Below are 23009 nucleotides of genomic sequence, written 5' to 3'. Positions count from 1 at the left end.
TCCTCGTCCATTAACCCATTTCATTCAAATAGAATGAAAAGCGAAATCTCATCGTCTCCCGGAGCTCCAGCGGCAAGAAATCCAATGCGTAACAGACGACGGGCACGCCGAAATGGTCGACATGCGTCAGCTCCTCCGCTTGCCAGACAAGCTGCGACGGGTCGTACGCGACGCGCAGCCCACGGCCCCCGCCCCCTTCGCATCCCGCGATCCCGATCATCCCGAGCTCCAACTCTTGCGGCTTGCTTGGCACGATGAATCTCTCGACGACTTCAAGAGGCCTCGAAGCGAACGCGTAGGCATCCTCCAGCTCCAAGCGCCCCTCCTTCTTCGCCCAGCGGAACGTCCGACCTAGCCGCTTGAGCTCCGGCACCGGATAGGCGCGGGTCAGATCGAGCTCGAGTACGTCGAACCGCTCTCCCGTCGCCGCCAGCCCGACCGTCGCGCCCGCAGCTCGGCCCGTCGCTTGCTCAAGCCCGTTCACGATCGGCACGGAGTGCCCTCGGGAACGATTGCATAACGTCTCGTATCGCCGCGAACCGAAGTAGTCCCGCGTATATTGCCCGCTCCCCAGGTCGAGCAATAGCGGCAGCCCGTTCCGGCTTAGCAGGAAATGTCCGACGTCATTGTGGTTATGAGGCTCGTCGTTGTGGCCCCCCTTCGCCGCGAACGAGAACGTCTCCCCGCCCGACACCGTTCTCGAGACCAGCCAATCGACGTCGCTCATATAAGAAGAACCGTCCGGCCAAGCGGAACCGCTAACGCCGTCGGCGGCCGTCCACAGCAGATCCCGGATCGCCGGCGCCCACCTGCCGCAATGATCGTCCTCCAAGGAAACGCGCTGGGATTCGTCCGGCACGTGAACGTCATCGAACTTGCTTCGCAAGAGGCTCGTCAAGCCGGGATGAACGCCGCTCTCCCTCCTCGAATCCGAGAAGTTGGCGACGGAACGGTCGCCCATGAATATGCGCTGCTGGAACAGCGCCATCTGATGGACCTTCGCCGACCGGAACAAATCGATCCGTCCCTTCGTCCGCTGCGCCAGCAGCTCGCCGAAATACGAGAAATATCCGAATCCGTATTGCCAGTAGCCATACCCTTCGGAGCACGCGCCGTCCATGCCGTAACCCGATAAGAAACAATCCATCGCGTCCAGCGCCTTGCTTATCGTTAACGCCAGATCGTTCCTATCCTCCGTCGCGTACAACGCCGCCGCGCCGATCGACCCGGCGCAGACGGACGCCCAATTATGCTGCGCGGTCTCCCAGAAATACGGACCGTCATGCAAGAACGGGGCCAACACCCTGCGCCGGATTTCGCCGTTCGCAATATCCCGCAATCCAAGCGGCAATCGGCTCCCGTACAGAGATAACAGCTCCGCCAGCGCGAACGCGGTTTCCGCGGCGAATAAATCGATCGTCCGTTCGTTCTCGTAGTGGGCCGGCAAGCACCACGTCGGCTCCTCCAGCACGTCCTCTATCGTCTTCGCGAGCGCCGCCGGGAAATCGTCTCGCGCGGGCTCGAGCAGTCCGGCGATACCGAACGCCGTCAGCCGTTTTCTCCGGAGAAAATAAGGCCGTTCGTATTCGCTTCTCGAGCCGGTTTCCCGAAACAAGCGGAACAAGCCTTCGTCCAGAACCGGAGCTTCCGCTCCCAAGTATCGCTCGGCTGCTTCGACGGCTTCTTTCCCGATCGTCCGGGCGACGGAGGCATCCGGCATCCCGCCCCGCAGCAAATCCGGTTTATCATCCGTCAACTTCTCCAACAAAGAAGATACGCTTTCCCGGTTCATTGCTCTTATCGCCTCCCGATTCAAGCTTACGATTCTCGCCCGCCCATTCATAGAGAAACATCTCCGAATAGGTGAACTATTCGGAGATCAGACTATGAACGATTGTGCGGTTGATGAAAAACCGCCGCTCTCCGGGCTTAGCCGCAAGCGCGCTGAGCCCTTCCCGCCCTGCGTTTTCGCAACGAATTACACGAACCGCAACAATGTTCACAGTCCAATAGCTGATATTTAACATTTCTACCGTTCGCTCCACTGCCGCTCCCCGCTTCCCGAAGCTATAATGAATCATACGCTCGCCGACAAAAACGAAGCACGAAAGGAGATTCGCCCATGCCGATGAACAGGCTGCGCCGCAACGGCACGTTGTATATCCGGCTATTGCTGGGCATTACGATCAGCATCGCCCTCACCTTGATCGTCGCGTCCTCTACCTACTATTTCAGCTATACGCGGGTTCTCCTGAAGGAAACTTACGAGACGGACTTAGGCAATCTGAAGATGACGAGCCAGACCGTCGAAGGAACGACCGAAATCGCGCAATCCCTTTCCTTCCAAATTTACCAGAACAGCACGGTCGCCAAGCTTCTGTTCTACAACGAAGCGGATCCGTTCGAGGTGCAGGGCGCCATGCTCGAAATGAAAAACTATATGGCTTCCATGCCTTTCATCCAATCCATCTACGTCTATAATCCGGCCGTCGGCTTCTACGTCGTGTCCAACGAAGGGGAAACGGGACTGTTCACCGAAGCCGAACTCATAGACCGCAACATCTTGGACGTTCTGGATCATTTCCAGGATTACAAGCCGTTCACGCCGATTCCCCGGACGTTCAAGATCGACGCCGCCGACGAAAAGGAAACCGGCATCTATTCTTATCTTTGTTACGATGCGATCGGCTTCGACCGCGCGATTAACTCCGCCGTCATTGTTAACTTGTCCGCGGCTTGGATCAATCGGGAAATCAGGGACGGATTCAACGGCAAGCCGAGCGAGACATACATCGTCGACGACCGGGGCAAAGTGTTGTCCAGCGAATTGGAACCTCAACGGTGGGAACCCCGAGAAGACGCTTTGCTCGAGCGTCTCGAGAACAGCCATGACGACGGATACGTCGTCGCGGACTTCAAAGGGACGAAAAGCCTCGTTTCCTATACGTCCCCCGATGAACTCAATTGGCAATACCTCAAAGTGATGCCCTATCGGTATATTACCGAGAAGACGAACGACGTGCGTCAATTGAGCATCCGCATCGCGGCGGGCATTCTGATCGGTGGGTTGCTCCTGTCTTGGCTGCTTTCAAAGATGCTGTACGTGCCGATTCAGCGAATCGTCACGCGAATGAACGATCTGGAGTCCGAGCAACGGAACGCCAGCTATGCAGTCAGGCAGAACGCGCTGCGCAAGCTCATCCAGCTTCAGCCGTTCGACCCGGTCGCGAAGCTCGAGAAGCTTCGCCGCACCGGCATCTCGTTCGACTTCACGAAAGATTACCGGCTCGTCTACATCCGCATCGACCGATTCGCCGAACTGAAAGAGCAAAGCAGCCGCGATCTGCTCATCTACAAATTCGCGGTCATGAACATCAGCTCGGAAGTGTGCTCGAAATACTACCGCGTCGAAGCCGTCGATCTGGACGACGACGATAGTCTGCTGCTTCTTATGAACGCCTTGGAACCCGACGAAACGGATCGCCCGGAATGGCTCGTCCCGATGCTCGAGCAAATCCAGAAGGCGAGCCGCGAATATTTGCGCATCGGCTTGACGATCGGCGTCGGTCAGATCTCGAACAAGCCCCACGAGCTGCACGCTTCCTTCAAGCAAGTCAAGGATGCTTCTCTCCAGCGCTTCTTCCGCGGACGGGAGTCGATCATCGAGACGTTCGGAATCGTTCAGCCGGAGGAGGCGTTCGTCTTCCCCGCCGCGAAGGAAAAACGGATGATCGACTGCCTGCTCTCCGGCAAAGTGGAGGAAGCGACGAAATGCTTCCGCGATATTCTGGAGGAAACTTCGACGTATCCGATCCAAGCGACGGAATCGGCCGTGAGCCACATTCGCGTGTCGCTGAATAACATTCTGTCCGAAGTGCAGAAGAACGGCAATATGCAGCTCGGCGTCGGCTCGGACTTCCTCCTGCCCGAATTCGGTAGCCAAGAAACGGCCGAAGAGCTCGTAGAAGCCTACTCCATCTTTTTCAACGATTTGAAAACGCGGTTGACCGACAAACGCAGCAACAAACAAGAAGATTTGATCCGCAAAATCAACGAGCTGATCGAAGCGAACTTCCCGGATCCGAACTTGAGCCTGAATTGGATCGCGGACCGGCTGGATATGTCGACGTTCCATATTAGCCGCGTCTACCGCCAGCATACGCTGACCCCGATCGTCGATATCATCAATCAGCTTCGACTGGGCAAGGCGACGGAGCTGCTGATGATCAGCGACAAGCCGATCGCCGAAATCGCGATCATGACCGGCTACACGAACAGCTCCTACTTCCATCGGATGTTCAAGAAGAATTACGGCGTCACGCCGGCCGAATTCCGGAAGTCGAAAGCGAATCACGCTTCCCCGATGTAACAATACCGCCTAATCGCAAAGCCGCCGTCCCGGATGTCCGGAACGGCGGCTTCTTCCTGTCGCGCGATATCGCTTGTTATTGGATGCCCTTATCTTGTACGTAAGCAAGCCATTGTTTCTTGTACGACTCTTGCGCCTTCTCAAGGCCGGCTTGCTTCGCCTTGTCCATGAACGTCGTCAAGCCGCCTTCGATATCTTTCACTTGACCGGCGAGCAGCGGGAACAAGTATTGCTTCTCCACTTGCTCGAGCGCGGCCCGTTCGGCCTGGTACTCGGTATAATCCTCGGCGAACCCGGTGAAGATGTCCGGCTTCTGGATCGCGTCGAGTTGATCGAAAATCTTCTTGACGCCGTCGTAGCTCGGATCGAACAGCATGAACTCGGGATTGCGCCAAGCCCAGCCGTTCATTCCTTCGCGCGGGAAGCCGTTCGAATTGTTGTCGCCCAACATCTTGTAGTATCCGTTCTCGACCGTGTAGTTCACGCCTTCGAAGCCGTATTGCGTCAATTGGTTATATCGTTTATCGGTGACCATTTTCTCGAAGAAGGCGAGCGCGCGTTCCGGATTTTTGCTGCTTACGGGTACCGCGTAACCGTTGTGTATCGGATGGACCGGCGTCGCGTAGCCTTTGATCAGCGGGAACGGATAGTAACCGAGTTCCCAATCCGGATGCGTCGACTTCATCTTGCCGAGCGTGCTGTTATAGCGATTCGGATTATCTCCGAGCATCGCGGCTGCCGTGCCGTTGATCAATTTGTCTTGGTTGACCGTCTTCTCGTTCACTTCGTTCTTCGAAATATAACCGCTGTCCGCCCAGCGCTTGTAGGTTTTCAAATCTTCCAGCTGCTCGGCGGAGCCCCAGTAGGAATACACTTCGGAAGGTTTGTCGTAAGCGATGCCGATACCGTAAGGCAACGGCCCCCCGACCGGACTGTGCGCGACTTCGCGGTACACGTCCGACAGATTCCCGCGCAGTTCGGAGCCGATCGCGAGCGGTTGGATGCCCGGCTCGTTCTTCTTGATGCCGGCCAAATATTGCTCGAACGTGTCGAGGCTGTTGATCTCCGGCAGGTTGTATTTCAAGCGCAAGTCTTCGCGCCAGACGAAGCCGTTCGTGACGTACTCCTTATAGGTCGCCGGCACCGTGTAGGTCTTGTCGTTGACTTTGACAGCGTCCCACATGTCTTGAGGCACGAACGCCTGCAGCGCCGGAGCCGCCTTCGGAAGAATGTCGTCGATCGCGAGGAACGCGCCCTTCTTGGCGTACGATTGGAATTGTGTCCAGTCCGCCGTGAAGATCAAGTCGACGGCTTGGCCGGTGGACAGCAGCAGCTTGTACTTCTGCTCCCAATCCGTCCACGTCGTATAGTTGAATTTCACGGTCGCGTTAAGATCTTCCTCCGCCATCTTGTTGATCTCGGCTTCGACTTTCGGCAAGTCTTTCGGAGCGTCCCCGAGCATGTAGAACTGCAGTTCGACGTGTTTGGAGGTGTCCAACCCTTTCGCCCCGGCGGAAGCCGACGGCGAGCCCGAAGCATTCGCGCTCGAAGAAGCGGCAGTCGACGACGAAGCGTCCTCCTTGTTATTGTTTCCGCTGCACGCGGACAACGCGGCGACGACGAGCGATAACGATACAGCCGACCCTAACCCTTTTACGATTGCGTTGCGCATATGAATCCTCCCTTTTATGATTATAACGCTTATATGTTAGCCGTCCATCGCTTGGCGAATGGCGGTTCTAACCGAATGGTCTGCCTCTGAACGTCCCGATCTTCAGCCTTTGACGGCCCCGATCGTCAGCCCCTTGACGAAGTAGCGCTGCACGAACGGATAGAGCAGCAGGATCGGGCCCGTGACGACGATGGACATGGCCATCTTCATCGTTTCGGAAGGGACGTCCTCGGTCAGCGTGACGCCGGAAGACGCGCCGAACGAAGTGAGGAACGCGGACGTATTGATGATGTTGTACAGATAGAATTGCAACTGCACCTTGCTCTGGTCGTTGATGAACAGCGACGAGGTGAACCAATCGTTCCAATAATGCAGCGCGAGGAACAGACCGACGGTCGCGATGCCGGGCATCGACAGATGAAGCACGATCCGGTAATAAATTTTGAAATCGTTCGCGCCGTCGATTTTCGCCGATTCGATCAGTTCGTCCGGAATCGTCGCCTTCATGAAGCTTCTCATGAGAATGATCAGGAACGGAGTCATAAGCCCCGGGAAAATGAGCGCGCCATAGCTGTCCGTCAGCTTCAAGTATTTCGTCATCAGGATGTACCACGGCACGAGTCCGCCGCCGAACAGCGTCGTGAAGAAGATGAAGAACGCGAAGAAGTTGCGGTATTTGAAATCTTTCCGTTGCAGCACGTAGCCCGCCATCGTCATGAGGAACAGACCGAGAAGCGTGCCGACGACGGTCGTGAACACCGTGACCCCGTATGCCTTTAACACTTCTCCCGGCACTTCGAAAATGATTTTGTAGCCTTCCGTGGAGAAATCCCGCGGGAACAAATAATAGCCTTCGCGTATGATGGACTCGTTGCTGGTCAGCGAGCCCGAAACGATAAACAGGAATGGCAGCAGGCAAAGCGCGCTTCCGACGATCACGACGACGTAAGCGATCATCCGGAACCAGAAGGCGGAACGTTCGTCTTTGATTTTCATGTTAGATTCTCCTCAGAATAGCGCGTAGTCGGGATTGATTTTGCGAATGATGCCGTTGACGACCATGATCAGCACGAAACCGAAGATCGATTGGTACACGCCGGCCGCAGTCGAGATGCCGAAGTCGAACGTGACTTTGAGCGAACGGTAGACGTAAGTATCGAGAATGTCCGTCGTCTCGTAGAGCAGGCCATTGTTGCCGACCAGCTGGTAGAACAGGTCGAATTGGCCTTTCATGATGCTTCCTATCGCGAACAATAAGAGTATCATGAACGTCGTCTTCAGCATCGGCAGCGTAATGTGCCTAGCTCTTTGGAAGGCGTTCGCTCCGTCGATCTTCGCCGCTTCGTAATAGTCGTCGCTGATGCCCGTAATCGCTGCCAAGTAAATGACCATGCTATAGCCGAGGTTTTTCCACAGATAGAAAAACAGGATGAGCCATATCCACGTATGCGGCTGACTGTAAACATCGACCGGTGCCATGCCTAACGACTTAAGCGTCGAATTAAGCATGCCGTGTTCGAAGTTGAACAAATTGAAGATGATGACGCTCAGGATAACGAAGGAAACGAAGTAGGGGAGAAACAGCACCGATTGGGTGATCTTCTTGAACCACTTGCTTCTTATCTCGTTGAGAAGAATGGCGACGGAGATCGAGAAGATGTTACCTAAGCCGATAAATGCGATATTGTAGGCGAGCGTGTTGACGGTCAGGCTGGTCAGTTTGCCGGATTTCCATAGAAACTCGAAGTTTTTCAGTCCGATGAACGGCGAATTGAACATGTTGCTGTTGAAATCGAACCGAATGAACGCGTAATAGATGCCGACCATCGGGGCGTAGTTATTGACTAGAAAAAAAGCGACGGTCGGGAGCAACATCAGAAACAAGATTCGGTTCGTGACGAGCTCGCGAATAAATGAGTTTTTGATCGACATCGATGCGGGGCCTCCTTATGCCAAATCGACTGGTCGCCTCGGTTATCCCGGGCTTGATTTCAGATTAGGGGCAACGCGTTCCATCAGGTAGTGACAATACGGTCGAACAGTGAATTATGCGGCGATTCGGGCTATGAACGATGCTGACATTAGGGAACAATCGATGGAATTCAGGCGCCTTTAAAGCGCGAAAAAGACAGAGGAATATCCCTCCGCCCCTTTCGACACCGCGATCCGCGACTTGCCGCGGCCATTCCGCCGCTCGTTAGCTTTGCGGAATCATACCGGCCAATCTACCGATTTCTCTTTCGATGTCCCCCAGGCTTGACTTGTAGTTATAGAAACCGAGAAACACCCGCGTCGCCTCCTCGTCCGCCCCGATCAGACGGTAAACCGCTTCCTGCTCCGGGGGAATCGGAACGTTCGCCGTCAGCTGGCAGCCTAACATGAAGTGGGACATCAGCTTGCTTTCCATCGCTTTTTGATACTTATCGGCGAGATTTTCCCATTCGTCGGTCCATCGTTCCCGCGGGGTCCCCGCGAGCAGACTCGAGAGCGTCCGGGCGCCGTAAAGCGCATCGTGCATTCCCGTACCCACCGTCGGATCCTTGAAGGTGAGAGCGTCCCCGACGAGCGCCCAGCCTTTGCCCATCCCCTGATGCCAATCGTTGTCGTAGCCTCGAAGCCCCCGAACAGGTCCTACGAATGTCGCCTCGCGCAAGCGTTCCGGCAACGTCGTCCCGCCGAACCCCTCCTCGATGATTGCCCTCATGCCGGCATCCGGGTCAAGCTTGAAGGCGTCCGTCCACTCGGCGCTATCCAGCGGAAACATGACTCCGAACGCGTAAAGGCCGTCGCTCGTCGGAAACGCGATCGCGTATTTATCTTCTTGCCTGTACATCTCCGCGTGAATGTCCCCCTCTTGGACGAACCCCGATACGTAGCCTACGTACGATGCGAAATCCGTTGCCACCTTCATCAAGCACGGACTGCCGGCTAGCTTGCGCACGGCGGACAATCTCCCGTCCGCCCCCGCGACGAGCTTCGCCGTATAGGAAACGGGATCACCGTCCGAATCCTCCTTTCTCTTGCCGACGACCCCGTACACCCGATCGCCGTCTCTGAGAAGTCCCGTTACGCGGAACCCTTCGATGGCGGTAACGCCGGGCTGCGCCTTCGCGTGCTCGAACAAGATTCCGTCCAAGTAAGTTCGCCGGATGCAGAAACATTCCGTCTCTCCTTCCGTCTCCGGAATCGTTCCGTCGATGACGGCGGAACCGAACTGAATGCGAAGCCGGCGATAGGTCGGCGTCGGCGTCTCGAACAGCTTGCCGAGCACCCCCATGTCGCGCAGCATGCCGAGCGAATTTCCGAACAAGTTGTGCGTCGACAAAACGTCGCTCGGAAACGTTCCCCGGTCCAGCAGCAGCACGCTGAACCCGGCTCGAGACAGATGATACGCCAGCGATGAGCCCGCGACCCGGGCGCCTACCACGATGACGTCGTATTCGTTATTCAACGATAACCCTCTCCTTCAGCGATCGAGCTAATATTTCAAGCCGTCCATTGCGGCTTATACTTAGCGTAACGCAATGAACTCGAGCCATCGTCTAACGAAAGATATAACCGATGAACAGAACCGGTTATATTTATAGACGGCAAAATTTTAGATCAACCTCTATCAAGGGATCAGTCCCGTCCTCCTGGCGGTTGGCCCGCCGACGGATCGCAAAAGAAAAAGCGGTAGTCAAGGACGTGAAAATAAAGTCCTAGACCGCCGCCGTATATGGATTATTGTTTTCCTTTACCAAAGAAGCACGTGCTGATCCCGCAGACGCAATACGGCTTCGATGAAGAAGTAGTCGCCGTATAGAATCGGCACCCCGAAATCTCCGTTTTCGCGGCTGTGATAGGCCGCCGTTCCTCCCCCGACGATCGAATCCACGTCGACGTTCCAGTTGCAGAACTTCTCGTCGATCGCCCGTAGAATGCTTATCGCCGCGTTCACATACAACGGCTTTTCCAGCTCGGAGACAGCATCCGCGATCTCCAGAAGTCCGCAGGCCGCGCACGTTCCGGCAGTCGTGTCCCACAGTTCAGGTTCCGCCGGCGCGCGGAAGTCGACCAACGGGATGAACCCGGTCGATGCCGCGTTCGCGATGAAGTAGTGCGCGACTTGCTTCGCGGTACTCAGGTACTTCTCATCGCGCGTATGATGATAGCTTAGAGCGAAGCCATAGAGCGCCCAAGCTTGTCCGCGCGACCAGGAGGAACCTTCATCGTAACCCTGGCCTCCGGGCGCGCTCGCGAACTCGCCATTTTCCGGATCCAGAACGACGATGTGATGGCTGGAGCCGTCCGCGCGGATCGCTTGCCGCAGAGCGGTATCCGCATGATCCCGGGCAATGAATTCAAACCGGGGGTCATTCGACTCGCGGCTCGCCCAATACAAGATCGGGATATTCATCATACAGTCGATAATGATCCAACCCGTGCAATCGTCATTCCAAGCACGGATGAACTTTCCGCGCGGATTATATCTTCCGGCGAGCAAGTTGGCGGCGTGCATTCCGCGAGACTTGGAACGGGCATTGCCCGTCAATCGGTAGTTCGCTACGGCGGAGTGCAGCCACATAAACCCGACATCGTGGTGTAAACCATCGTAGCCTTCCAGCGCGGCATCCAACTTGCGTTCTACGCCTTCTGCAGCTATCTTGTACTTTTCTTCATTCGTCGCTTGGTACATCTGCCATAGCATTCCCGGCCAAAAACCGTTCGTCCACCAGTAGATGTCCGTCTCGGCCTTGTCCTCCCGATAGACGCCGTCGACCGGTATATAGGGGATCCGGTCGCCGACCCGATCGCATTCCGCGGACAACTTTGCTTCAATCTTGCCCCATGTCTCGTCCAACCATTGTTTGTCGTACTGCTTTACCGCGTGAGCCATGATTCATTCCCCTTTTCCTCAACCTTAATCTGCATCGCTTGATGTTGCCAATATAACCTGTTGTGAATATACCCACAAGACCCTAATAACGGGCTGGGAGCCATGCTCGAAATTTGCACCTTGGAGGAATAGACGTAGTAGAGTAGAGAACTGAAATTTCATTGGAGGGCGGAAGCCCTCCTTTTATTTTTTCAGCTCCCCCTTCATCAAACCGGACGTGAGGTTTTCCCTCATCCGGCTTTCCGATGTTCTTCTTCCTTCAGCGTTACGGTACTTTCTTTAGCTGGCGATTTTCTTGAGTCCTGCGAGTTGTGCCGCCATGGTGGCTTGCTTGGACTTGCTGTGTTTGTTTCGACGATTGCGCTTCTTGTTCCAGAACAGTGTAAGGCGCTTACGGATGTACCAATCGATTTTGTTTAGGAATGTGTCGGCAAAGGAGTCGAGTCCATAGTAGGTCTTCCACCCTCGAATCTTTGGGTTTAGCTCCTCCACCATTTTGTTCATCGTCCAGTACAGGCGATTTCTTGGCTCTGTTGCTTCCTTCACCTTTTGTCTCATGCTCTTCATGGCTTTCTTAGATGGATAGCTACGAAGGATGGACACCGTTTTATTCCCTTTCAGCTTCTTCGGTATCTTCCGGTGGTGCATCCCCAGAAAGTCGAAGCCTTGCTTATCATCCCACAGGTTGATGAGCTTGGACTTCTCCTTGTTCATCGTTAGTTCCAGCTTCCCGAATACCGCTTTGAGGACGTCAATTGCCCTCAGTGCTTGTTCCTTGGTTTTACATAGGATGACGAGGTCATCGGCGAAACGCACCAGTGTTCCCGTTTCCGCGAACTTCTTCTCCCATATCGTGTCCAAATAGTTCAGGTACAGATTCGAAAGTAACGGACTGATGACGCCGCCCTGCGGGCTACCGAGTTCGGTTTCGTGAAACTGATCATCTTTCACGAAACCTGCCTTTAGCCACTGACGGATAAGCTTCAGCACGCGACGGTCGCTGATGCGCTGTTCTACCAGTTGCATCAGTTTGTCGTGTGCGATGTTGTCAAAATATCCGCGAATGTCGATGTCAACGACCCAGTAGACGCCCTTCTTTACCGCTCGGCGAATGTGTTTAATTGCGCCGTGTTGGTTCCGCTTTGGTCTGAAACCGTAGGAGCAATCCTTGAAATCTGCTTCAAAGATCGGCTCAATGACCATCTTCGTTGCCATTTGGACCACTCTATCCCGTATGGCAGGGATACCGAGCGGACGCATCTTACCGTCCGCTTTCGGTATTTCCTTACGCCTCGCGGGTAGCGGGTGGTACTCGCCTTTTTGAAGCGTCTTTTGGATGTCGTTAACAAATCGTTCTTCGCCAATGTCTTTAACAATGTGGGCGATGGTCATGCCATCCACGCCACCGCTCCCGCCGTTTGATTTGACCCGTTTCCATGCTTCCCAAAGAATGTCGCCGCGGTGCACCTTGTCGTACAGCGCATGAAATCGCCGCCTCGGATTTTCCTTGGCTGCAAGGTATAGTACGTTATGGAGTTGTCGAGCTTTTTCTTTGGCGTCGTTAGCAGGTTTGACTGCATTCACTGACTCTTACCTCCTCCGGTACGTGAACAAAGCAGGGTATTGGCTTTCGCCGCCCTTCCCTCCATGAGGTTGTGTTGTCCTCACTTCACAGGTACTACGACCCCCTCCGCCTCCCTTCCCGCAGCTCGCCACTTCACCTTTTGGGCTTATAGGTTCGCTCTTTACGGCATTCGCCGTGCGAGGTAGGGTTTCCCTAGTTTCAGTCACAACTTTCTCAGCATGCCGATCCCTTTACACCGGAGAGTTCTTCCGCGCTGTACTTCCAAGGGCTTCACGCGTTCCATGGTCTTCGCCTATTTACCCGAGGCTCGACTCTCTCTTGTCCTTTGCAGGGTCTTTTTGACGATGCGGCAGAATTCACTTCATGTTACGGCCTGCTGATTTGCTCGCACTCCGAGGAGTTACTTTGTCACGGGGCTTCAACCTTAGGATCTCTCCACCAGTTGCCCGCCAGCTACGAGGCGACTTGGCTCTTACCTCGACCGGACTTGCACCGGCTAGTTGTGCCTAACTTGGCTAGGCGCGCGATAAAGCAAAAACCGCCAGCAGTTCGTTGGCGGTCGAAATAGCTTTGCGGTTGACGATCGTATCGCGTCAGCTGCGGTATTGCTCTCGATATTCAAACGTCGTCAGTCCGACATATTTCTTGAACGCGTTGTAGAAATACTTCGTGTTGCTGTAACCGACTTTCTCCGCGATCGCCTTAGCCGTATCGTCGGTATCCCGCAGGAAGCTTTTAGCCCTTTCCAATCGAAGGTTGAAAATATACTCTGCCGGCGAGACGCCGTGCACATCTTTGAACAACCTCCTCAGATAGCTGCTCGAAAACGCAATGTGTTCTGCCACTGTCTCGACCGTCAGGTCGAAGCGGCTATAATTCGCTTCGATGTGCTCGATCGCGGCCGCGACGATGGCTTCTTTCTTCTGATGGTCTTCCAAGTCTTTGATTGCCATTTGCGAACGTAACCAGTCAGTGAACCATTGCTTCTTCTCTTCCAGCGACTGCGACTCAAGCAAGTCTCTATTCAACCGCCCCAATTCGAAGCGATGCTTTCCCTCAGCCGCTTCGAGATTCAATGGAAGCACTCGGCTTATCGAACCGCCTAATTGCATGAAGAACAGATGCATTTCCCGAACCGCGCCATGTAGGATCGATTCGAAGAACAAATCCAACTGAAGCTCCGCTTGATCGCTATTCCCATGTCGAATGGCATGCAGCAGAAGCGCTTCCGTTTCGTAAGGATAGACGGGCGTCGACTGCTCGGATTCCGCAATATCCGAGTAAGCGATCACGGATTGCCTGCCGTACAGCGCCCGATATTCGCTTGCCGCGATGGCTTCCTCATAGCTTCGTCTTACGCCGTGGATGTCTTCCGCGGTATCGCCGATTCCAACGCTTATCGTGTTCCTATAGAGTTTTCCGAACTCATCCGCTATATCGTTAAACCGCTGCTTTAAGAGCATCAACGTTGGCTGGCAGAAACCCATAGCGTTAAAAATGATCGTAACATGGTCCTCCCCGGTTACTGTTCCCTCGCATACGAATTCCTTGCGCAGCGAGTCTTGAGACAGTTTGAGAAGCTCATACTTCAAAACCTGAAGTTCATTGGCCTCGCAGTTCCTCCCCAGTCTGCGGAAGTCGTCGAAGCGCAGGATGGCCGTGACGTACGTCGAATGCGAAAACCCGATCCCGAAAAAGGAGAATACGTTCTCTGCCGAATCGAACGTGGGCAGCTCGTCGCGGAGCAACTGATATAGCGCGTATTGTTTGGCCGCTTCGGCAACAATCGCGGGAAGAGCGTTCCAAGACTCCATGTCGTCCTCCCCGGGTTACCCCAACGTGTCCAGCATCGTTTGCGTAATTTCATATCGTTGCGGTTTGCCCTTTACGTACGCCTCGCATTCTTCGCACATATATTCACCCATGCGCGCCACTTCATTGCCAATGCTGCCCGAAATGCGAGGCGTCAAAATCACGTTGTCCATTACGAGAAGAGGATGTCCCGAAGGCAGCGGCTCCGGTTCGGTCACGTCCAGAACGGCGGTAATCGTGTCGTTCTCTCGAAGAACCGCGACGAGATCGTCCATTACGATTTGCGGGCCCGCCCCCGTGTTGATAATCGTCGCATAATCGTTCAATTGGCTAAGATATTCGTAGTTCACGATCCCCGATGTCGCCTCGTTGTCGGCTAAATGATTGGAAATTACGCTGCACGTAGAGAAGATCTGATCGAGCGAAGCTAACGTTATTCCGAGCTTCTCCGCGTCTTCCTTCGAGAGGAACGGATCGAATGCGAGAACGTCAACATCGAAAGGCTTCAATAGCTCGATAACCTTTCGACCAATTCTTCCGACTCCTAGTATGCCGACCCGCGAATGAAAATTCCCCTCGAAGCGTTCATTATACGCCCGCGCGAGCTGATAGCCCTTTTGCTTGTAAGTTTGGCTCGTCCGATGAACGCCTTTGTTGGCAAGAAGAATGTGCGCGATCGTATATTCCGAGACCGGCACCGCATTTGCGGCCTGCGAGCTGAACACCCGAATGCCGCAGTCGAAGAAAGGCCGCGCGAACGTTCTCACCGAACCCGCCGCGTAGAAGATAGCTTTCAAACTCGGGAAATATTCCCGAAGCTCCGACTCCGACAGTTTGCCGAATCCCCATGTGGAGAATATGAGCTCCGTGTCGGCAAGCAAGGAGCGGAACTGCTCCAGGTGACCCGTGTCGACGATAAACGGAGTAATCTCGATCAGTTCGGTCAGCCGTTCGATCGTATACTCATTGAAGATCTCGTAGAAGGTCTTCGCGTTGAACGAGGGATGGGATTTGTCCGCCAGAAATAAACCTCTCACCTGTATCTCTCCCCTGCAGTCTAATCGCTATATATTTTCTCATGTAAAGAAAAATCGGTATATGGTTTTTGGGTAAAATAAGTTCTAGACTGACCCAACTAATTGGAACAGCGGCAGCCATGGACATGAAAATAAAGTCCTAGACTGCCGCTGTTTTATCGTTATCGTTCGCTTGGCGATTTGGTAAAATCTTCTGGCTTAACCGTTATCGGCTCTTACGGTATGTTGTCTTATGAATCTTTTTTTATTCATTATGTAGCTGCTTTCCAACAACGCTTACGTGTAAGAAATTCTTGAAAATTCGATTTTAAGCTCATTTGGATAATTTCCTTTGTATCTAATCGTTACAAAATCATCCCGCTTGCTAATTATTGTATCATCGTAATGATAATAATTGAAAATTTCGTTTTCTTTATATCCTTCTATATGCAATTGTCCGGGAAAGCAAGTTACATGATGAACTTGTGAAAAGAAGTAGTAATTATTAAAAAAGGTCTTTTCTTCGTCCAAGAATCCAGCGTTTAAAGTAAAGGAGGTTTGCATATAAAGCGGCTTTCTAACAAATCCTTGTAACCATTTATCTAGCTCTTCCCAGGTCATCATTTCTTATGGGCCCCCTTAGAGGTCATTTATTTTCAATATACCATACTTCGGTCAAAAACTGTCCTTTCACTTAACGCAGCTGCCAGTCTAGGATTTTATTTTCCCGGTCTAATACTTTATTTTCACAGAACAAATATATATATTGAATCGATATATTTTTTAGCCGCGCTTTGTAATGAAACCGTAATCTTGCCTTCATGTTCTCTTCATCTTGAGGGGTTACAATACTTACATGACCCCCCTTTTCAATTATATATTTCGGGCTTGCGGCTCCGTTGCCGCAAGCCCACTTTTTTTGTACGGCAAGTAAAAAGCCCGGCAGCCGTGGCGAGGCCACTGAAGAACTTTCGGTTTTACTCGACTTGGTTTTTCCGGCGCCTTTTTTAACCTGACGCGCTTTTCGGACGCGAGCTTGCTCCGGATGCCGAAAGGAGGCTTTGTTCAACTCGTAAAATTGCAGGAATCGAACGGACGCGTCCGCCGGCGAAAGGCGACGAAGCCTTGGCCGGCGGTACCCGTGCCGAAGTACTCTAGGTTTTCAAGGAAATGGATTCGAGAGGTTGGGCATTGCCGTAGAACGGAGCGGCTCCCCGTTCGCTCGCCGCCCATCGGATCGCGTTGGCGATGACCTTCAGGATCGGCTCCTTGTAGTAAGTCGGGTAAGTCTCGTGGCCCGGGCGGAAGTAGAAGATTTTCCCTTGGCCGCGGGCGTAAGTCACGCCGCTGCGGAACACTTCCCCGCCTTCGAACCAGCTCACGAGCACGAGTTCGTCCGGGTCCGGAATATCGAAGTGCTCTCCGTACATTTCTTCCTTGTCCAGTTCGATGAACTCGGGCAACCCCGCGGCGATCGGATGCGACGGCTTGACGATCCAGAGCCGCTCCTTCTCGTCCGCTTCGCGCCACTTCAACCCGCATGTCGTACCCATCAGCTTGCGGAATATTTTGGAATAGTGGCCGGAATGCAGGACGATCAAGCCCATCCCTTCCAGCACGCGCCGTTGCACCCGAGCCACGATCCCGTCGTCGACTTCTTCGTGGGCCATATGCCCCCACCAGACGAGAACGTCGGTACGGTCAAGCGCGATTTCGGTCAAACCGTGTTCGGGTTCGTCCAACGTCGCTGTCGCGACGTCGAAGCCGAACGCGGCCAGACCGGACTGCAACGCTCGGTGGATGCCTTCGGGGTATACTTTCGCGACTTCCGCGTCTTTGCGCTCGTGCCGGTATTCGTTCCACACGGTAACTCTCGTATTGGCGCTCATGCCTACACCTCCAACGCATCGGCGGCGGAGAAGCCGGCTTCGACGTCGGCCAGCTTTACCGTCGTCTTCGAACGCCAAGACCGCTCTACCGCCTCCAACGCGAGCTGGTTCAAGTAGCCGTCGCGCAGCGTACCCGTTTCCTCGCGCACCGTGCCCCGTACGAGGTCGACGAAATCCTGCATCTGTTGCAGACGGTACCGTTCCGGCACTTCGAGCTCTTCGGTCGCCGGCTTGCCCTCCGCGTCCGGGCGGGTCCAGATCAGCTTGTCGCCGTATTCCCATCCCATGCGGAGCGTGCCTACGTCGCCGAACACGGTAATTTCGAATTGGTTATTGCTTCCATAAGCGTTGCGCGACGTCTGGAACACCGCGGGGACGCCCGGCTCCAGCACCGCCGTGAACGCCGCGAAGTCGTCGATGTCGACGGCGACCGGCTTGCCCGTCGCGGGATCCTCGCGCTCCGCGATCAGGTTGCTCATCAACGCCGACGTTTCCGTCGGCTCGCCGATCAGGAACCTCGCCGCATCGATCATGTGCGAGCCGAGATCGCCGAGCGTGCCCGTTCCCGTAATCGATCGGTCCAGCCTCCAATTCATTTTCGTATCGAACAACGGACCTCCCCATTGCTGCAAATATTGCAGGAAGACGTGACGTACCGTTCCGATTCGGCCGGACCGGATGAGCTCCCGCGCCATTCGGTAAGACGGCGTGTATCTGTAGGAGAATCCGACCATGCACGTCGTCGGATGTTGCGCGGATAGGTCCATTAGCGCCTTCGCCTCCGCGAACGTGCGCGTGAAAGGCTTCTCGGTCATGATCGGCATGCCGTGAACGAGGCAAAGACGAATGATGTCGTAATGGACGTTATTCGGCGTAATCGACAGAACCGCGTCGACGTCCGCTTCCCGAATCAAGTGCTCCGGTTCGAAATACCGCGCGTTCTCTCCGATGCCGAGCTTGTCGCCCCATTCCGCCACCCTCGCGGCGTCGCGGTCGCATATCGCCCGAATCGACGCGCCTTCCACGCGCGATAGCTGTTCCGCATGGACGGATGCCATGCCTCCGAGGCCGATTAACCCGATCCGTACTTCTTTCATTTCCATTCCTCCAACTGGGCCGCCCGGCGGCTTCTCGATTTGGTAAGTTACTTGATGCCCGTCATCGTCATTCCCTTAATGAAATAACGCTGCGCGAACAAATAAACGACGAAGATCGGAATGAAGCTGACGACGTTGCCCGCCATGAGCAAGTTCCAATCCGTGGACCATTTGCCTTGAAGCCGGCTCAGGCCGAGCGGCAAAGTCATCAGCTCCTTGCTGTGGGTCGCGATAAGCGGCCACAGGAAGCTGTTCCAAGAGCTCATGAAAGCGAAAATCGTCAACGCCGCGAGCGTCGGCTTGACGAGCGGCAGTACGACGCTTCGGAAGACCCGGTAGTACGAGGCGCCGTCCATGAACGCGGCCTCCATCAGCTCGCCGGGAATCGTCATGATGTTCTGGCGCAGGAGGAACGTGCCGTAGGCGCTGAACAAGCCGGGAAGGATAAGGCCGGCGTAAGTGTCGGTCAGGTTCGTCTGAGAGAAGAGGATGAACAAGGGCACGAGCGTCACTTGGCTCGGCACCATCATCGTCGTCAGGAAGAGGACGAATACGCCCTGCCTCCCTCGAAACGGGATCTTCGCGAACGCGTAAGCGGCCATCGCGCAGATGAGCAGTTGGAGAACCGTCGTCGCGACGGCGACGACAACGCTGTTCAGCAGAAAACGGTAGAGCGGAAAAAACTGCACGATCGTATTGAAATTATCGAAGTTCCAATGCGAGGGAAGCAGCTTCGGCGGCATCTTGACCGCCTCCAGCTTTTCCTTGAACGCTCCGGATAACATCCAGACGAACGGGAAAACGAGAATCACGGATGCGGCGGCCAGAATCAAGTGCGTCAGCGCGTTCTTGAGGACGAAGCTTCTATCTTTCATAGACGACCCACCTCCGTTGCAGCCGTTGCATGATCATCGTTACCGTGAAAATAAGAAGGAAGAGCACCCAAGACTGCGCCGCCGCGAACCCCATTTTGTTGAACTGGAAAGCATTTTTGTAGACTTGCTCGACGATCGTGCTCGTCGCCCCCGCCGGACCGCCGTTCGTCATGATCAACACCTGGTCGAACAACTGGAAGGAGTTGATGAGCGAGATCGTCACGACGAAGAACAGCGTCGGGGACAGCATCGGAACGGTAATCCTCCACAGTTTGCTCCATGCCGAAGCCCCGTCCAATTCCGCCGCTTCATAGTAATCGTCGGAAATATCCTGCAGCCCGGCCAGCAAAATAATAGAGACGAAGCCGATATCTTTCCATATCGTGACCGCGATAATCGCGATGAGCGCCCAATGGTCGTCTTGCAGCCAGATCGGCCCTTCTATGCCGATCCGCGACAGCAAATAATTCAACAGCCCGCTTTGCCCGTTCAGCAGCCATCGCCAGACGATCGAAACGGCGACCCATGACGTAATGACCGGTACGAAAGCCGCGGCGCGATAAAACTTGATGCCTTTGATTCCGCGATTGAGCATCACGGCGAACAACGTTCCGAGAATCGCGATCGCCGGCATGTAGCCGACCAGGAACACGAGAACGTTCTTGAAGGAAGTTCCAGATTTCTCGTCATCGAACACTTGCGCGTAATTGTCCCACCCGATGAAATGAAGGTTCGTCCATTTGCCGAGCAGATCCCAATCCGTGAAGCTGATGACGACGGAGGAAACCATCGGCAACAATTGGAACGCGAGCAGACCGAGTAACGCGGGAAACAGGAAGACGACGACGGCGATGCGGCGGTTCCATTTGCGCTGTCCTACCATGATCATTTTCCTTTCTCCGCGGGAACTTCGCCGAAACCTCTATACGAAATTTCGACGTCAACTTACAATAAGAGGATGGTCGGGGCAACCGTACCCGAATACGATTGCCCCGCCGTCCGGCGAACCGGGTAAAGCGATTGCCGGCGAAGCGAACTTCTTATTTCAGCAGCTCTTCGACTTTCTTCTGCGCGTTGTCGAGCGCCTTCTGAGCGGATTGCTTGCCGAGCTTCGCTTTATCCAGTTCGTCTCCTACCGCCGTCTTCAGCTCGTTCCATTTTTCCGGTTTCGGCCCGACCGGCGGAAGCACGAGCGTATCGAGCGCTTCGGATACGACCTTCTTCGATTCCGGAGGCGCGATTTTGTAATACGCGTCCATGACCGCGTCGTCCGCCACGGCGGGCACGCTCCATCCCGCGTTAATGCGCAGGCTGACGGCTGACGGGTCGCTGGATATGAATTTCATGAAGCGCCATGCGGCGTCCGCGTTTTTCGTGTTTTTGGAGGCAACGAGACCGTCCGCGAAGAAGTGATGCGCCTTTTGCGTTTGGCCGGGCTCGAGGGCGATGTCCCATTTGAACGGCACGTCCTTGAAGCCGCCGAAGTTCCAGATGCCGAACCGGGCCATCGCGAGCTTGCCGTCCTTGAACGCGTTCAAATCGGCGTCCGGTTGGTTAAACGTGTCGTCGTTCAGCGCCGGTGACACTTTGTACTTGCTCGCCTTGTCGAGCATCCATTGAAGCGCTTGCACGTTAGCCGGACTGTTCACCGTCGGCTTGCCCGACGCGTCGAACACGCCTCCGCCGTTCTGCACGATCGTCTTATAGAATTCGTAAAATTGGATCGGCGCGTAAGTACCCCAAATGCCTTTCTTGGCGTCCGTCAGCTTCTGCGCGGCTTCCAATTCTTCTTTCCACGTCCACGAAGCGTCCGGATATTTCATGCCCTTGGCGTCGAACAGATCTTTGTTATAGAACAGAACGACATCGGAGAAGCTTTCCGTTACGCCCATTTGCTTGCCGTCGTAATTAAAGGCGTCGTAGGCGAGTTTCTTGTAGATTTCGGGCTTGAATGAAGCGTCTGCCGCGATTGTCGGCGTCAGATCGAGCAGCAAATCCTTGGCCGCGTACGTCCGGAAATTCTCGTAGCCTACCTCGAAGAGGTCGGGTTCCCCGCCGCTTGCGAGCAGCGTCGTCAGCTTCGTATCGTAGTCGGCGTACGGAACGACTTCGTAGTCGACCTTCACGTCCGCATTGGCTTGCTGGAAGGCGTCAACCATCGCTTTGAGCGTTTCTTCTTGTCCGTTCGCGGTGTACATCATCAGCTTGATCGTCACCGGATCTTTGGCCGGTTCCGGCGAATCGGACGGCAATGCCGACGGGGACGCCGACGGGGGGGCGGAAGGAGACGCGGACCCGCTTTCCGCGTTATTGTTATTGCCGGAACCGCAAGCGCTAATGAAAGTCATGATGGCAACCAGCAGGATAACCCCGCTTTTTTTCAACATTCGAACCCTCTCCTTAATCTTTGTGAACTTCGGGCGATTCGGAATAGCGGCCATGCCATTGCGCGATGCCTGTCGCAACCACCTCCCCAACGAATCCGCGAGTATTCGATTCTCGTGCTAGAACGTTTGCCTCCGCACCGATTGGCGTTCCACGAGAGCGAGAGGCATCGCCATCGGCTCCTTCGGCACGGCGGGAACGGAGGGATCGGCATGCTCGATCGCCGCCAGCAGCCTTTCCGCGGCCATGATCCCTTTGGCGATCGCGTCTTGCTTGATCGTGGTGAGCGGGGGGGTACACATTCGCGCCACGGAGATATCGTCGAAGCCGATGACTGAAATATTTGTCGGCACCTCCTTGCCTTCGTCGCGTATGCCTTGCATGGCCCCCATCGCCATCAGGTCGCTCGTCGCGAAGATCGCCGTGATTTCCGGGTGGTTCGAGGCGATGTGGCGCGCGGCTTCTTGGCCGTATTCGTAAGTTACCGAATGCTCGAAGACGTAATCCGGATTGTAAAACAACCCCGATTCCTTGAGCGCCCGCTTGTAGCCGAGGAATCTTTTCTCCACGACCCCGTCCTTGCGAATAAGTCCCGTGACGAGCGCGATATTCGCGTGACCGTTTTCGATGAAATGCTTCGTCGCCATATACCCGCCCAACTCGTCGTCGATGCCGACAGAATCGAAATGGCTGTCGTAGATGTAGCTGTCGATCAAGACGATCGGCATCCTTACCTTCTTCAAATCCTCGTAGAAGCTTTCCTGATAGATTCCGGTAATGATCGCTCCGTCTAGATTACGCTGCATCGAGGTGTCCAAGTATCCTTCGCCCTTCTCGACGCCGGACAATATCATATGGTAGCCGGATTGCCTTAACCTCGCCTCGATGCCGCAGATTAACTCGGAGTAGAACGGATTTTGCAGCAGTAGCTGCTTTCGGTCTTCGGTCTGGGGAATGACGACGCCGATCAGCTTCGATTTGTTGTTCGCGAGGCTTCTCGCGGAGAAGTCCGGTATATAGTTCAGTTCCTCGGCCGCCTTGCGGACCTTGGCGACGGTGTCGGCGGATACCTTCCCTTCGCGCCCGTTCAGAACGTAGGATACCGCCGCCGTCGACACGCCCGCTCTTTCGGACACGTCCCGAATCGTAATGCGCTTCATGCTTCCCGTCACCTGCTTCGAATTGTAGTCGATCATCCTCGGATGTTCGCTTTATACTTAAGCGTTTAACCTTATGAGGCGATTATATGTCGGAAATAAAGCGATTACAAGGGGGTTTTTCCGAAATTATGTACGTTAATTTCGTTAACTTTGTTTAACCGATTAACTTATTCGCATCGCGCGGGCGAAGGACATCGCTTCAAGTCGCGCGGATGATGAGATCGTCGGCCGGCAAACGCACCGAATCCGGGCGGGCGCATATCCTGCATT

Annotated in this window: 18 protein-coding genes; 1 reads left to right on the top strand and 17 read right to left on the bottom strand. The window is 54.7% G+C overall.

What is annotated here, in order from left to right; genetic code table 11:
* Positions 1-10 precede the first annotated feature (10 nt).
* Positions 11-1792, bottom strand: a complete 1782-nt coding sequence (locus ACFPPD_RS18755) for a heparinase II/III family protein (RefSeq protein WP_209749226.1) — start codon at positions 1790-1792, stop codon at positions 11-13.
* 330 nt (positions 1793-2122) lie between these two features.
* On the opposite strand from ACFPPD_RS18755, the gene ACFPPD_RS18750 reads away from it, so the two are divergent.
* On the top strand, positions 2123-4369 hold the full coding sequence (locus tag ACFPPD_RS18750; protein WP_209749225.1) for an AraC family transcriptional regulator: 2247 nt from the start codon (positions 2123-2125) through the stop codon (positions 4367-4369).
* 76 nt (positions 4370-4445) lie between these two features.
* Here the strand turns inward: ACFPPD_RS18750 and ACFPPD_RS18745 are convergent, their stop codons facing one another.
* The 16 genes from ACFPPD_RS18745 to ACFPPD_RS18670 form a co-directional block, all read right to left on the bottom strand.
* Entirely contained in the window at positions 4446-6041 is a 1596-nt protein-coding gene (locus ACFPPD_RS18745; protein ID WP_209749224.1) for an extracellular solute-binding protein, read from the bottom strand.
* A 102-nt stretch (positions 6042-6143) separates the two neighbouring features.
* Positions 6144-7037, bottom strand: coding sequence for a carbohydrate ABC transporter permease (locus ACFPPD_RS18740; RefSeq protein WP_209749223.1), 894 nt, complete (start codon positions 7035-7037; stop codon positions 6144-6146).
* Positions 7038-7049: 12 nt separating this feature from the next.
* Positions 7050-7973, bottom strand: a complete 924-nt coding sequence (locus ACFPPD_RS18735) for an ABC transporter permease (protein ID WP_209749222.1) — start codon at positions 7971-7973, stop codon at positions 7050-7052.
* Between the two features lie 265 nt (positions 7974-8238).
* Positions 8239-9492 (bottom strand): NAD(P)/FAD-dependent oxidoreductase, encoded by a 1254-nt coding sequence (locus tag ACFPPD_RS18730; protein WP_209749221.1) that lies wholly within the window; start codon positions 9490-9492, stop codon positions 8239-8241.
* 285 nt (positions 9493-9777) lie between these two features.
* A complete protein-coding gene (locus tag ACFPPD_RS18725) occupies positions 9778-10920 on the bottom strand; it encodes a glycoside hydrolase family 88 protein (protein WP_209749220.1) in 1143 nt (380 codons plus the stop codon).
* Positions 10921-11199: 279 nt separating this feature from the next.
* Positions 11200-12504, bottom strand: coding sequence for a group II intron reverse transcriptase/maturase (ltrA, locus tag ACFPPD_RS18720; protein WP_378082856.1), 1305 nt, complete (start codon positions 12502-12504; stop codon positions 11200-11202).
* A 594-nt stretch (positions 12505-13098) separates the two neighbouring features.
* Positions 13099-14319 (bottom strand): helix-turn-helix domain-containing protein, encoded by a 1221-nt coding sequence (locus ACFPPD_RS18715; protein WP_209749218.1) that lies wholly within the window; start codon positions 14317-14319, stop codon positions 13099-13101.
* A gap of 15 nt (positions 14320-14334) precedes the next feature.
* Positions 14335-15354 (bottom strand): hydroxyacid dehydrogenase, encoded by a 1020-nt coding sequence (locus ACFPPD_RS18710; RefSeq protein WP_209749217.1) that lies wholly within the window; start codon positions 15352-15354, stop codon positions 14335-14337.
* Between the two features lie 276 nt (positions 15355-15630).
* Positions 15631-15957 carry a hypothetical protein gene (locus tag ACFPPD_RS18705; RefSeq protein WP_209749216.1) on the bottom strand — a complete coding sequence of 109 codons (327 nt, stop codon included), beginning with the start codon at positions 15955-15957 and terminating at the stop codon, positions 15631-15633.
* Between the two features lie 70 nt (positions 15958-16027).
* A complete protein-coding gene (locus tag ACFPPD_RS18700; protein WP_209749215.1) occupies positions 16028-16402 on the bottom strand; it encodes a hypothetical protein in 375 nt (124 codons plus the stop codon).
* An 85-nt stretch (positions 16403-16487) separates the two neighbouring features.
* Positions 16488-17222, bottom strand: coding sequence for a ThuA domain-containing protein (locus ACFPPD_RS18695; RefSeq protein ID WP_209749214.1), 735 nt, complete (start codon positions 17220-17222; stop codon positions 16488-16490).
* Positions 17223-17224: 2 nt separating this feature from the next.
* Positions 17225-18319 carry a Gfo/Idh/MocA family protein gene (locus ACFPPD_RS18690; protein ID WP_209749213.1) on the bottom strand — a complete coding sequence of 365 codons (1095 nt, stop codon included), beginning with the start codon at positions 18317-18319 and terminating at the stop codon, positions 17225-17227.
* 47 nt (positions 18320-18366) lie between these two features.
* Entirely contained in the window at positions 18367-19194 is an 828-nt protein-coding gene (locus ACFPPD_RS18685; protein ID WP_209749212.1) for a carbohydrate ABC transporter permease, read from the bottom strand.
* Positions 19184-20083, bottom strand: coding sequence for a carbohydrate ABC transporter permease (locus tag ACFPPD_RS18680; protein ID WP_378082850.1), 900 nt, complete (start codon positions 20081-20083; stop codon positions 19184-19186). Before ACFPPD_RS18680 ends, ACFPPD_RS18685 begins: the two co-directional genes overlap by 11 nt.
* Before the next feature lie 151 nt (positions 20084-20234).
* Entirely contained in the window at positions 20235-21581 is a 1347-nt protein-coding gene (locus tag ACFPPD_RS18675) for an ABC transporter substrate-binding protein (RefSeq protein ID WP_209749211.1), read from the bottom strand.
* 117 nt (positions 21582-21698) lie between these two features.
* Positions 21699-22775, bottom strand: coding sequence for a LacI family DNA-binding transcriptional regulator (locus ACFPPD_RS18670; RefSeq protein WP_378082846.1), 1077 nt, complete (start codon positions 22773-22775; stop codon positions 21699-21701).
* Positions 22776-23009: the final 234 nt, after the last annotated feature.

It is taken from the genome of Cohnella suwonensis (assembly GCF_042655365.1).
GTDB classification, from domain to species: Bacteria; Bacillota; Bacilli; order Paenibacillales; family Paenibacillaceae; genus Cohnella; species Cohnella suwonensis.
Note: the sequence above shows the minus strand (reverse complement) of the source record. Positions and strands in the feature narration are given on the sequence as shown.

Coding starts and splice junctions, on each gene's coding strand:
- ACFPPD_RS18675 (WP_209749211.1), bottom strand. CDS start 21,581: ATGTTGAAAAAAAGCGGGGTTATCCTGCTGGTTGCCATCATGACTTTC.
- ACFPPD_RS18685 (WP_209749212.1), bottom strand. CDS start 19,194: ATGAAAGATAGAAGCTTCGTCCTCAAGAACGCGCTGACGCACTTGATT.
- ACFPPD_RS18740 (WP_209749223.1), bottom strand. CDS start 7,037: ATGAAAATCAAAGACGAACGTTCCGCCTTCTGGTTCCGGATGATCGCT.
- ACFPPD_RS18735 (WP_209749222.1), bottom strand. CDS start 7,973: ATGTCGATCAAAAACTCATTTATTCGCGAGCTCGTCACGAACCGAATC.
- ACFPPD_RS18725 (WP_209749220.1), bottom strand. CDS start 10,920: ATGGCTCACGCGGTAAAGCAGTACGACAAACAATGGTTGGACGAGACA.
- ACFPPD_RS18680 (WP_378082850.1), bottom strand. CDS start 20,083: ATGATCATGGTAGGACAGCGCAAATGGAACCGCCGCATCGCCGTCGTC.
- ACFPPD_RS18715 (WP_209749218.1), bottom strand. CDS start 14,319: ATGGAGTCTTGGAACGCTCTTCCCGCGATTGTTGCCGAAGCGGCCAAA.
- ACFPPD_RS18755 (WP_209749226.1), bottom strand. CDS start 1,792: ATGAACCGGGAAAGCGTATCTTCTTTGTTGGAGAAGTTGACGGATGAT.
- ACFPPD_RS18670 (WP_378082846.1), bottom strand. CDS start 22,775: ATGATCGACTACAATTCGAAGCAGGTGACGGGAAGCATGAAGCGCATT.
- ACFPPD_RS18695 (WP_209749214.1), bottom strand. CDS start 17,222: ATGAGCGCCAATACGAGAGTTACCGTGTGGAACGAATACCGGCACGAG.
- ACFPPD_RS18705 (WP_209749216.1), bottom strand. CDS start 15,957: ATGATGACCTGGGAAGAGCTAGATAAATGGTTACAAGGATTTGTTAGA.
- ACFPPD_RS18745 (WP_209749224.1), bottom strand. CDS start 6,041: ATGCGCAACGCAATCGTAAAAGGGTTAGGGTCGGCTGTATCGTTATCG.
- ACFPPD_RS18690 (WP_209749213.1), bottom strand. CDS start 18,319: ATGAAAGAAGTACGGATCGGGTTAATCGGCCTCGGAGGCATGGCATCC.
- ACFPPD_RS18750 (WP_209749225.1), top strand. CDS start 2,123: ATGCCGATGAACAGGCTGCGCCGCAACGGCACGTTGTATATCCGGCTA.